10 protein-coding genes are annotated in these 11,558 nt (G+C 36.3%); 9 read left to right on the plus strand and 1 reads right to left on the minus strand.

What is annotated here, in order from left to right:
- The first annotated feature begins 1 nt into the window (after position 1).
- The 6 genes from ACQV2G_RS01000 to ACQV2G_RS01025 all read left to right on the plus strand — a co-directional run bounded on the left by ACQV2G_RS01000 (position 2) and on the right by ACQV2G_RS01025 (position 7,378).
- Complete coding sequence (locus ACQV2G_RS01000; protein WP_428873925.1) at positions 2-367, plus strand: hypothetical protein; 366 nt, start codon at positions 2-4, stop codon at positions 365-367.
- A gap of 157 nt (positions 368-524) precedes the next feature.
- A complete protein-coding gene (gene clpB, locus ACQV2G_RS01005) occupies positions 525-3,137 on the plus strand; it encodes an ATP-dependent chaperone ClpB (RefSeq protein ID WP_428873926.1) in 2,613 nt (870 codons plus the stop codon).
- 157 nt (positions 3,138-3,294) lie between these two features.
- Entirely contained in the window at positions 3,295-4,518 is a 1,224-nt protein-coding gene (locus tag ACQV2G_RS01010) for an AI-2E family transporter (RefSeq protein ID WP_428873927.1), read from the plus strand.
- A gap of 532 nt (positions 4,519-5,050) precedes the next feature.
- Positions 5,051-5,662, plus strand: coding sequence for an NfeD family protein (locus ACQV2G_RS01015; RefSeq protein ID WP_428875442.1), 612 nt, complete (start codon positions 5,051-5,053; stop codon positions 5,660-5,662).
- Positions 5,663-5,693: 31 nt separating this feature from the next.
- Positions 5,694-6,665, plus strand: a complete 972-nt coding sequence (gene floA / locus ACQV2G_RS01020) for a flotillin-like protein FloA (RefSeq protein WP_428875832.1) — start codon at positions 5,694-5,696, stop codon at positions 6,663-6,665.
- A 5-nt stretch (positions 6,666-6,670) separates the two neighbouring features.
- Positions 6,671-7,378, plus strand: coding sequence for a hypothetical protein (locus tag ACQV2G_RS01025; RefSeq protein WP_428875828.1), 708 nt, complete (start codon positions 6,671-6,673; stop codon positions 7,376-7,378).
- A gap of 15 nt (positions 7,379-7,393) precedes the next feature.
- Here the strand turns inward: ACQV2G_RS01025 and ACQV2G_RS01030 are convergent, their stop codons facing one another.
- A complete protein-coding gene (locus ACQV2G_RS01030; RefSeq protein WP_428875830.1) occupies positions 7,394-8,611 on the minus strand; it encodes an Mbeg1-like protein in 1,218 nt (405 codons plus the stop codon).
- Positions 8,612-8,864: 253 nt separating this feature from the next.
- Between ACQV2G_RS01030 and rpsB the strand changes: the two genes are divergently transcribed.
- The 3 genes from rpsB to pyrH all read left to right on the plus strand — a co-directional run bounded on the left by rpsB (position 8,865) and on the right by pyrH (position 11,499).
- Positions 8,865-9,668 (plus strand): 30S ribosomal protein S2, encoded by an 804-nt coding sequence (gene rpsB / locus ACQV2G_RS01035; RefSeq protein ID WP_428873931.1) that lies wholly within the window; start codon positions 8,865-8,867, stop codon positions 9,666-9,668.
- A gap of 152 nt (positions 9,669-9,820) precedes the next feature.
- A complete protein-coding gene (gene tsf / locus ACQV2G_RS01040; protein ID WP_428873932.1) occupies positions 9,821-10,702 on the plus strand; it encodes a translation elongation factor Ts in 882 nt (293 codons plus the stop codon).
- Between the two features lie 68 nt (positions 10,703-10,770).
- A complete protein-coding gene (gene pyrH, locus ACQV2G_RS01045; RefSeq protein ID WP_428873933.1) occupies positions 10,771-11,499 on the plus strand; it encodes a UMP kinase in 729 nt (242 codons plus the stop codon).
- Positions 11,500-11,558: the final 59 nt, after the last annotated feature.

Below are 11,558 nucleotides of genomic sequence, written 5' to 3' on the forward strand. Positions count from 1 at the left end.
CTTGCAAAAAACTAAACAATGGTTAGACCATCGGGTGGATTTAAGTTCTTATATTGAAAAAGTTAGCCAAGACCAAATCAATCAATTGGTTTTCAAACTGATTCTTCTTTTACCCTCCTCAATGATCGCCACAGATATTCGTAGTGGCTTTCCGCTCTTAATCAGTATCGAAAGGAATCGAATTAAGGATATAGTCTTACAACGAATCTCTCTATTAATTGAAGAATATGCACTTGACCTCTCAGACTGGCATCAATTAAATTTTATAATTGATCAGAGTCAAAAGACTATTAAGAAATATTATCAGGATCATTCATTGATTGATTTAGATTCTATACAAGTGGAAATTAATTACTTTTTAAAATAATTTAAGTAATTTAGTAGAAGTTTATTTTTTCCTAAAAATTTTGCCCCAACCTATTGACCATTCCTGACCAATAGGTTATACTCAATTTAAGCTCTTTGAGAGAGCTTTTAATATAGATTAAACAATTTGACCAATTCTGACCTTAAGGAGTGAGAATATGATAGAAAAAATGACAACCACTTTGCAAAGCGCCATAGCTGAAGCGCAACAAATTGCTATTAGAAGACAGCATCAAGAGATTGATATCCCGCATTTATGGCGTATATTTATTCAAGCAGACCATTATGCTGCAAAATTATATGAAGATATAGGTGTTGATCGGTCGGCTTTTCAAGCAGTGATTGAAGGAGAAATTGATCAATTACCTCAAGTTGCCGGTCAAAATATTCAATATGGCCAACACTTTAGTCAAAGATTTACTCAGTTATTGAATGACGCCAGTCAAATAGCAAAGAAATATAAGGATGAATACTTAGCCACTGAAGTGATTCTACTAGCTTTATATAAGCAAAAAAATAATCCATTGACCAAATGGTTAAACCAAAAGGCTATTAATGAGTCCCTACTAAGAGAAAGAATTGAGAAATTAAGAGGGGGAGATCGTGTGACATCACAAAACCAAGAAGAGACTTATGAGTCTCTAGATAAATATGCAACGAATCTTAATGATGCGGTTAAAAATAATAAGCTGGATCCAGTAATCGGTCGTGATGAAGAAATTCGTGATGTTATCAGAATTTTATCTAGAAAAACCAAGAACAATCCGATTCTAATTGGTGAGCCAGGTGTAGGTAAAACAGCCATTATCGAAGGATTGGCCCATCGAATTGTTCGCAAAGATGTTCCCGAAAACTTAAAAGATAAGGAACTTTATTCCTTAGATATGGGCTCCTTAATAGCAGGAGCAAAATATCGTGGAGAATTTGAGGAACGTTTAAAAGCCGTTCTTAAAGAGGTAAAAGAATCCGAAGGGAGAATTTTACTCTTCATTGATGAGATTCATACCATTGTTGGTGCAGGTAAGACAGAAGGATCGATGGACGCTGGTAATTTGTTAAAACCGATGCTAGCAAGGGGAGAGTTGCACTGTATTGGTGCGACAACCTTAGACGAGTATCGTGAAAACATTGAAAAAGATAAGGCCTTAGAACGTCGATTCCAGCGCGTTTTAGTCCAAGAACCAACAGTTGAAGATACTATTTCTATCCTAAGAGGTCTAAAGGAACGTTACGAGATTCACCATGGGGTCAATATCCATGATAATGCCTTAGTGGCCGCTGCAACCTTATCACATCGATATATTACCGATCGTTTCTTACCAGATAAGGCAATTGACTTAGTTGACGAGGCATCTGCTACTATTCGCGTAGAAATGAATTCTATGCCAACTGAAATGGATGCTGTCAACCGACGGTTAATGCAATTAGAAATTGAAGAGGCTGCCTTGAAAAAAGAATCTGATGAGGCTTCTAAGAAACGTTTAGAAAATCTTCAAGAAGAATTGGCTGATTTAAGAGAAGAAGCCAATCAACTGAAAATGCGTTGGGAAGTAGAAAAAGAAGCTTCTAACGCTTTAAGAGATAAGCGAGAAGCCTTAGATAATGCGCGTAGACAGTTAGAAGAAGCTCAGAGTAATTATGATCTTGAAGCAGCGGCTCGCTTACAGCATGGCGAAATTCCGCATTTAGAGCAAGAATTAAAAGAGTTAGAGGCTAAAGCAGAAGAAACTTTACAGTCTGATACTGAACGGTTAACTCAAGAACGTGTGACTGATGTTGAAATAGCCAAAGTAGTTGAAAGATTAACTGGTATTCCAGTCAGTCGCTTAGTTGAAGGAGAAAGAACCAAGTTAATGCACTTGGATCAAACGCTTCATCAAAGAGTGATGGGGCAAGATGAAGCGGTAGAAAAAGTAACACAAGCTATCCTAAGATCAAGAGCTGGTTTGCAAGATCCACGTAAACCAATTGGTTCCTTCCTCTTCCTAGGTCCAACCGGTGTTGGTAAAACAGAATTAGCCAAGTCCTTGGCCGAAGTCTTATTCGATGATGAAAACCACATGGTTCGAATCGATATGTCTGAGTACATGGAGAAGCATTCCGTTTCTCGTTTAGTCGGGGCCCCTCCAGGTTATATTGGTTATGAAGAAGGTGGCCAATTAACAGAAGCTGTAAGACGTAGTCCATATTCCATTGTCTTATTAGACGAGATTGAAAAAGCTCACCCAGATGTTTTTAATATTCTCTTACAAGTTTTAGATGATGGCCGTCTGACTGATTCTAAAGGTCGTGTTGTAGATTTCAAAAACACTGTTTTAATCATGACTTCTAATATTGCTTCTCATTTATTATTAGAAGGAGTGAGTGATAAGGGAGAAATTCTAGCTGAAGTAGAAACACAAGTAAATCAAGCTTTAAGCAACCACTTTAAACCTGAATTTCTCAACCGAATTGATGATGTCGTTCTCTTTAAACCTTTAACTCGAGCAGATTTACAAGGTGTAGTAGAGAAATTCTTAAAAGATTTACGTCATCGTTTGGCTTATCAAGAAATTGAACTCCAATTAACCTCAGAAGCCATCAATTGGCTAGCGGATAAAGGTTATGATCCGATTTATGGAGCCCGTCCTTTATTACGTTTTATTACTAAAGAATTGGAAAATCCATTAGCTAAAGCGATTATAGCGGGTGATATTCTGCCAAACTCACTTGTAAAAGTGGATTTAGCTAATGATCATTTGCAATTTGAAGGTTTAGCATCCGGTAATTAATTGCCAAATCTTCTAATTAAATCTTTTACTATAAGTTAGGGTCCTGATTGATTATCAGGGCCTTTTTTACAATTAAACTAGTGAAAACATACCTTCTAAATGGTGTAAAAAGGACTAAAAGATGCTAGAATAGAATGCATGAGAAAGGGGAATGCTTTTGAAACAAATTGATAGATTAGATAAAATTGTTGTTCGCTACATCTTTTTAATTGCTGGTTTAGTCTTAGCAATCTTTAATTATGATGTGATTTTTTCATGGATTAATCGTTTAGGCCAAGTTTTTTTACCGATTCTTTCGGGCCTCGCGATTGCTTATGTTTTAAATATTTTAATGGTGCGTTATGAAGACTTGCTAAAGAAAGTCTCAGATAAAAGTTGGATTAAACCCTACCGACGCCCGATCGCCATTCTTTTGTCTCTTATAACAATTATTTTAGTATTGTTATTTGTCTTAGGCTTGGTCTTACCACAAGTTTACAATGTAATTACAGAGTTTATTACAGCTGTTCCCTTTCAAATTACTCGCATAGAAGAAGCACTTACCAATCTTGAGAAAATGTTACCAGCAGAATCGATGGAATTCTTAGACCGTTTTGAAATAAATTGGGCTGATATTCTTAAAAGTATTCAAGATATGGGAAATCGATTTATCACTGGAGTAGTAAATACCACCCTCTCTACGGTCGGTTCTTTAACTTCTATTATTATTAATGGAGTATTGGCCTTCATTTTCTCTATCTATTTACTGTTATCGAAAGAAAAACTAATGGACCAATTTTTAAGAATCGTTACCACTTATACTAGTAAGCCGGTATCACGCAGAATATTTTATGTGTTAACGACATTGAATGACTCTTTTAAACATTTCTTTACAGGATCTGTGATTGAAGCAATCATATTAGGTTTTTTAGTTACCGTAGGTATGTGGATCTTTAGATTTCCTTATGCTGGAATGATTGGATCTCTAACTGGTTTCTTTGCTTTGGTTCCTATGCTAGGCGCTTATATTTCAGGAGCTATTGGTGCCTTATTAATTTCAGTGCAATCGGTTCCCCAGGCATTATGGTTTATTATCTTTATCATTCTCATCCAGCAATTCGAAGGAAATGTCATTTATCCACGAGTTGTGGGAGGATCGATAGGATTGCCAGGTATGTGGGTTTTATTCGCTGTAACCATTGGCGGGGGACTATACGGAGTAGCTGGTATGTTGCTAGGAGTTCCGATAGCTTCCGCTATCTACAAAATAATTAAGCGCGATGTCCTAGAGCGTGAGACTTATTCTTACGAAGAAAGACAAAAGTTATTACATATTGCTAAATACGACTCTTTTAAGCAAGTAGCTGATGATAATCAAGAGTCAAATCAAGATTTTAATTAATTTTATTAAACTCCCTCCCTGATTTAGGCACTGACCCCAAATAGTGAGGCAAACATAAAAACACCTCCGTTGAATTCGTGTGAAATGAATTTAATGGAGGTGTTTGATTAGGGTTAATCACCTAGCTTACTCTGCAGAAACAAAATCGAAATGTATTGAAATGAAAAATGAAGGCCGGACTAATAAACAAATAATAGATGAATGAAACATTAAGAACACGTCTCAAGTAAAAACTTGCTGGCCTTGGGATCGTTAAAGTCAAACCTAGCGCTTCAATCAAGCCGGAGGTAAACAATAGACTTATGGCAAAGGATTCGAAGAACTTAGCGAGATAAATCCACTCAAAATCGAATTAAAACGCCAACAAGCAGCCTAACAAAGGTGTTTTTATTCTGTCCTATTTATGGGGTGCAGTGCCTACCCTTAATTAGGAGTTTTTATTTAAATATGAAATTATAAGACTTTAGTTCGCATGATTTTGCTACTAATGAAAGCAATTTCATGATATAATTTAACTAAAGGAGGTGGTTTCATGCTTATAAGTTTTTTTCTAGCAATTAGTGCTTTAGTAGTATCATTATATACGCGCTGGACTTGGTTATTATGGTCCATTGCAGCTGTTCTTTTTGCCATGTTTTTTGGGATAGAAGGCCAAGCAATATTGCACTATTTAATCTTTATGATTGGTGTCATATTGCTGATTCTTGAGGTGTATATACCAGATTTAGGTTTAACAGGATCAGTTGGCTTAATCGCTTTTATTTTAGGTTTATGGCTAAAGTTTCAAGATTTATCGACTGTTACTCTAATTGTATTAGCTAGCTTAGCGATTGTTCTCATTTTATTCTTGATTTTTAATAAGATGGGTTACAATTTGCAGTTTAGTCCCGATTTTATCTTGGATAAAGCAATTAACAAAGATGCAAATTCCAATTCAGAGACTAAGGATCATACTTATCTTGCAAGCTTAGTTGGTAAAGAAGGAATAACGGTAGGAGGCTTGAGGCCGGTTGGTAAAATAAAAGTCGATGATCATTATTTTGAAGCATACAGTCTAGAAGAGATGATAGCTGCTAACCAACCGATTAAAATTGTCAAAGTTGTTGACAAAAAAATTTATGTAAGGAGCGAAATGAATGGATAATTTTTATCTGGATGAAGGGTCACCCATAGTGATGACTGTAGTTATTATTATATTACTGATTTTCTTGATTTCAGTGTTCTTAAGATTTGTTCCAATTGGCTTATGGGTAACTGCTTATTTTTCCGGCGCTAAAGTTTCAATAGGTGATTTAATAGGGATGCGCTTAAGAAGAGTTAAGCCTGCTTATATTGTTAATCCCTTAATTAAAGCCACCAAAGCCGGTGTACCGATTACAACTGATCAATTAGAAGCTCATTTTTTAGCAGGTGGAGACGTTAACCAAGTGGTTGATGCCTTGATAGCTGCCCAGCGTGCTAATATTGATTTAGAGTTCGAACAAGCTGCCGCTATTGATTTAGCAGGGCGAAATGTTTTTGAAGCCGTTCAAGTTTCAGTTAACCCGAAGGTTATTGAAACACCGGTTATTGCAGGTGTAGCTATGGATGGTATTGAAGTTAAAGCCAAAGCTAAAGTTACTGTACGTGCTAATATTGAACGATTAGTAGGTGGTGCGGGTGAAGAAACAATCATTGCCCGTGTAGGGGAAGGTATTGTAACGACTGTAGGTTCAGCTTCGACCCACTCCATTGTATTGGAAAATCCCGATTCCATTTCGCAAACAATCCTTAGAAAAGGTTTAGACTCAGGAACTGCTTTTGAAATACTTTCGATTGATATTGCTGACGTTGACGTCGGACGTAATATTGGAGCTAAATTACAAACCGATCAAGCGGAAGCAGATAAGAAGATTGCTCAAGCTAAGGCTGAAGAGCGTCGTGCAGTAGCCGTTGCTCAAGAGCAAGAAAATATTGCCGAAGTTCAGAAAATGCGTGCCAAGGTGGTTGAAGCGGAATCTCAAGTTCCTCTAGCTGTTGCTGAAGCCTTCCGTAATGGGCGTATCGGTATTAAGGATTATTATGATTTAGAAAATATTCAATCAGATACACAAATGCGTGAATCGATTGCAAAAAGTGGTACGCCATATAATAATGAAAATGAGTGATTATAATGGGATTTTTTGAAATTATAATTCTGGGATTTATTATCAACTATTTCGGTTCAAAAATAAAAAAAATGAATCGTCAGAATGGTTCTTTTGATTCCATTAAGGATAAAATGTTTCAAAGTTTAGATCAATTAGAAACAACTACTTATCATGAAAAGTATCCCAATCTCGATAATTTCTTTGAGACCGATGAAGAATCAGAGAAAAAATTTGAATCAGAAGTTAATAAAATTCAAGAAGGAAAGATTGATGTAGATCCTCAAACAATCGATCGTTTAAAAAGAAAATATCGAAAGGATATTCAATCTTTTTCTAACGATTTAAAAAAACAAGTAAATCAATTGATTGAGCAAGGTCCTCAAGCAGTTAAAGATAAAGCTATTCAATTGTCGGCATATCACCCTAACCGTGAAAAATTATTAGAAATTGCTAAATACTACGAGGATTTTGTGAATGAATTTCAAGAGCATCCTAGCAAAGGAGATTTAATCGCTAAATCTTCAACGGTTACCCAAGATTTTAATGATTTTTCTGATATGGACTATGAAATGGAACAATTCATTATTGAAGGGGAAGAGTTAGCTGAGTTTAGTCAACCAATGCAGGTTCAACGATTAAGCTCTCGAGAGGATTCTACCAACCATTCCAATCAGTTAAAAGAAGCCATTATATGGTCAGAAATTCTAGGACCGCCTAGGTCTAGAAAATAAAAAAATCCTATTCTGTTATTTATCAGAATAGGATTTTTTTTTATCGCTGCCAAAGGCATTATAAAATACTTTTACCATTTGTTTAAAGTTCTTTCGCGCTTCGATAATCGATTGATTGAGATTTATTAAATGATATTGTCTTAAATCATTTCTAAAAAATTGAATATACTGTTTAGCAAAATCACGCAAATCCTTTTGCAAGGATAGGTCAAATTGTCTAAAACGGTAATGAACTTTGTTAAGATAATAGGTTGGCTGATTAATGAGTTGGTTAATCGATTGCGCTTCACAGGCATCAATTAAGTCAATTAGAGCAGAGATAATACGTTTTCGTCTGGCGGGAGAGTTTCGCAAGATCCAGTTTTTATTGATTTGATTGATACTTTGGCTGGTGATTGTTAATTGTTTCGCTCGTTGAAATTGTTTCCCTTCAATTTTCCAATTTGCTAGATTATGTTGCATCAGTCCACGCTTTTTACTTTTAATTATAATGGCTTTTTGATCATGGAAAAGCAAGTTACCAATAATACTATCTTCAGGAATAATACGGATATGCTTTTGGTTCACACGTTTCATCTTATTTTGACGCAAGTTAACGGTATGAAAGCCAGGTGAATCCAAAGTGTAAATTATTTTAATCTGACTAATAGTTTCAAGAGACATTTGGCTAGCTGCATAGAGAGCTAAGTGGCCTCCTTTAGAATGTCCTCCTAATATTAAATGACTGGTTGGATGAGCTTGAATGACTTTTTCAAGGTATTGGCTCGCAATAATTTGTGCCGGAATGGATGATTGGTAGGTGAGGATGATATCCTCCTTCCAACCTACTATCATGTCATCGGTGCCACGAAAAGAAACGAAAAGGAAGTTGTTTCCTAAATCTACTAATAGAAAGGCTGACTGAGTTTCTAATTTAAAGTCTATTGAGTTTAAAAAACCACTAATTCTTAAATTTTTAAACCGACGATAGTCTGCGATTTTTTTAATCAGTTGACTCCTAAAAGGATTGGCCATTGTTTGATCGGTTTCTTGAAAATATTGGTTAAAGGGTTGGTATAGTCTAGCTAGATGCTTAAAAGTTAAACCATCTTTAAAATCCATTGAATCGGTAAAAAACCGATCGATAGGGAGGTAGGTTAGTTCTAAGATAATCGCAGCATCTAGTTCATTAAAGGGTTCCTCTTGAAAGCTTAATTGACCATATTGCTCTAAATAAGTATATAATGATGACATGCTGACACCTCCTAGCTCTTAGTTTAGCCGAATGGAGCGTTATAAAGCAAATGTATGAGTGAAAAAAGTAAAGTTGAATTAAAATAGTTTAAAAGCAAAAATTCATTTGCATTTTTTGATCGAATAGCTTATATTTATAAGAGTGCTTAGGCACAATTCACACGTTAGTGGATAGTTACTAGGGTGCTCTCATGAGTCTAATAGCTAAATGAAACTAGCGGAGGAAAATACAAAACCAAAAGGAGTTTATAATATGGCAGTTATTTCAATGAAACAATTGTTAGAAGCTGGTGTGCACTTTGGACACCAAACACGTCGCTGGAATCCTAAAATGAAACGTTACATCTTTACAGAACGTAACGGTATTTACATCATCGACTTGCAAAAAACGGTTAAGTTGGTAGATGAAGCATATAATTTCATGCGAGATGCAGTTGCTGATGGTGGCGTTGCTTTGTTCGTAGGAACTAAGAAGCAAGCTCAGCAAGCAATTGAAGAACAAGCTGAAAGAGCAGGTCAGTACTACATTAACCACCGTTGGTTAGGTGGCTTATTAACAAACTGGGATACCATCCAAGGACGTATTCGTCGTCTAAAAGCTTTAGAGCAAATGGAAGTAGATGGAACTTTCGATGTGCTTCCTAAAAAAGAGGTCGGTGAATTACGTAAAGAGTGGGATCGATTAGAAAAATTCTTAGGTGGTATCAAAGATATGCCAAGAATACCTGACGTGATCTTTATCGTAGACCCACGCAAAGAGCGTATCGCGGTTCAAGAGGCTCGTAAATTAAATATTCCAATTGTTGCGATGGTGGACACTAACTGTGACCCTGATGAGATTGACTATGTTATTCCAGCAAACGATGATGCCATTCGTGCCATTAAATTAATTACAAGCTCTATGGCAGAAGCAACAATTGAAGCAAATCAAGGTCAAATTGACGTGGACACTGATGAGCAAGGGGATAGCCAATTCTTTGATAACTTATTTGACAACAAGGAAGAAAATACAGAATCAGAAGAAGCTGAAAGCTCTCCAGCGACTGAAGCTGAATAAATAAATTAAGAAAAGCTGTCAAAAGTTGCCAAGCATCTTTAGACAGCTTTTTTATGAAAATACATACATTAGGCTTTAGCAAGCTGAATAATTTTGATATAATAATTAAGGTAGCACATTATTGAATGATATTTCCAAGGAGGATTTTATAGATGGCAAAAGTAACTGCAAAACAAGTAAAAGAATTACGTGATATGACTGGTGTTGGAATGATGGATGCTAAGAAAGCCTTAGTTGAAGTTGATGGAGATATGGACAAAGCAGTCGACTTATTACGTGAAAAAGGACTTGCAAAGGCTGCTAAGAAAGCAGACCGTATCGCTGCAGAAGGTTTAACTGCAAGCTATATTGATGGAAATACTGCTGCATTAGTTGAAGTAAACTCTGAAACAGACTTTGTTTCAAAAAATGACAAGTTCATTACATTAGTTAATGATATTGTAAAAGCTGTTGCTGAAGGTAAACCAGCTGATATGGAAGCAGCCAATGCCTTGGAAGTTAATGGACAAACAATCGCAGAATTAATTACAGAATCAACTATTGTAATTGGTGAAAAACTTTCTTTCCGTCGCTTTGCCCTTTTAAATAAAGGGGATAATGATGTCTTCGGTGAATATTCTCACCAAGGAGGACGGATTGGTGTTTTAACTGTCGTTGCAGATTCTAAAGATGAAGATGTAGCTAAAGACGTTGCGATGCATGTTGCTGCAATCAACCCTAAATACCTAAATCGTGAAGATGTAGATGCTGAAGTAATTGAACGCGAAAAAACTGTTCAACGCGAGCTAACATTAAACGAAGGCAAGCCTGAAAAGATTGTCGACAAGATTGTTGAAGGTCGTATGAATAAGTTCTACGGCGAAATCGTATTGAACGAGCAAGCTTTCGTTAAAGATGGCGATCAAAAAGTTGCAGATTATGTTGGTGCTAAAGGGGGTAAAGTTACTGAGTATGTACGTTTTGAAGTTGGAGAAGGAATTGAAAAACGTAAAGATAACTTTGCTGAAGAAGTAGCCGCTCAAATGGGCAAGTAATTTACAACATTTAATAGAGACCCCAGTTTTTGCTGGGGTCTTTTTAAAGGAAAAGAAGGGTGAGAATAATGGTTAAAACAAAATATCAAAGAGCAATTCTAAAACTGAGTGGAGAGGCTTTAGCAGGTGAAAATGGATTTGGCATTGACCCTGCGACAGTCCGTTCAATTACCCAACAACTTAAAGAAGTTTATCAATTAGGCATTGAAATAGCTATTGTTGTAGGGGGCGGAAATATTTGGCGTGGATCGATTGGTGCTGAAATGGGAATGGACCGGGCACAAGCAGATTATATGGGTATGTTAGCAACTGTAATGAATGCTTTATCCTTGCAAGATGCATTAGAAAATCTGGATGTCCCCTCAAGAGTTCAAACATCTATTGAAATGCGTGCTGTAGCTGAGCCTTATATTCGCAGACGTGCGATTCGTCATCTTCAAAAGGGTCGAGTAGTTATTTTCGCTGGTGGTACTGGTAACCCTTATTTCACAACAGATACCACTGCTGCTTTGAGAGCGGCTGAAATTGAAGCAGACGTTATTCTGATGGCTAAAAACAATGTGGATGGTGTTTACAGTGCAGATCCAAAGACGGATGAAACAGCTACTAAATATGAAAATTTAACCCACTTGGATGTTATCTCTAAAGGCTTAAAAGTAATGGATTCTACGGCTTCTTCCTTGTCTATGGATAACAACATTCCATTAGTTGTCTTTAACTTAAACGAACCTGGGAATATTAAACGTGTCATTCTTGGTGAAAATATTGGAACAACTGTTGGAAATAATCATGATTAGTTCTTGTTAGACGATAATACATATGTGACATAAAACAAATAAAAATAGGGAGCTTCTGT

The organism is Facklamia sp. P12955 (assembly GCF_050409565.1).
Classification (GTDB): domain Bacteria; phylum Bacillota; class Bacilli; order Lactobacillales; family Aerococcaceae; genus Facklamia.

Excerpts from the sequence above, each read along its gene's own strand:
- clpB (WP_428873926.1), top strand. The coding sequence starts at position 525 with ATGATAGAAAAAATGACAACCACTTTGCAAAGCGCCATAGCTGAAGCG.
- ACQV2G_RS01015 (WP_428875442.1), top strand. The coding sequence starts at position 5,051 with ATGCTTATAAGTTTTTTTCTAGCAATTAGTGCTTTAGTAGTATCATTA.
- floA (WP_428875832.1), top strand. The coding sequence starts at position 5,694 with ATGACTGTAGTTATTATTATATTACTGATTTTCTTGATTTCAGTGTTC.
- ACQV2G_RS01025 (WP_428875828.1), top strand. The coding sequence starts at position 6,671 with ATGGGATTTTTTGAAATTATAATTCTGGGATTTATTATCAACTATTTC.
- ACQV2G_RS01030 (WP_428875830.1), bottom strand. The coding sequence starts at position 8,611 with ATGTCATCATTATATACTTATTTAGAGCAATATGGTCAATTAAGCTTT.
- rpsB (WP_428873931.1), top strand. The coding sequence starts at position 8,865 with ATGGCAGTTATTTCAATGAAACAATTGTTAGAAGCTGGTGTGCACTTT.
- tsf (WP_428873932.1), top strand. The coding sequence starts at position 9,821 with ATGGCAAAAGTAACTGCAAAACAAGTAAAAGAATTACGTGATATGACT.
- pyrH (WP_428873933.1), top strand. The coding sequence starts at position 10,771 with ATGGTTAAAACAAAATATCAAAGAGCAATTCTAAAACTGAGTGGAGAG.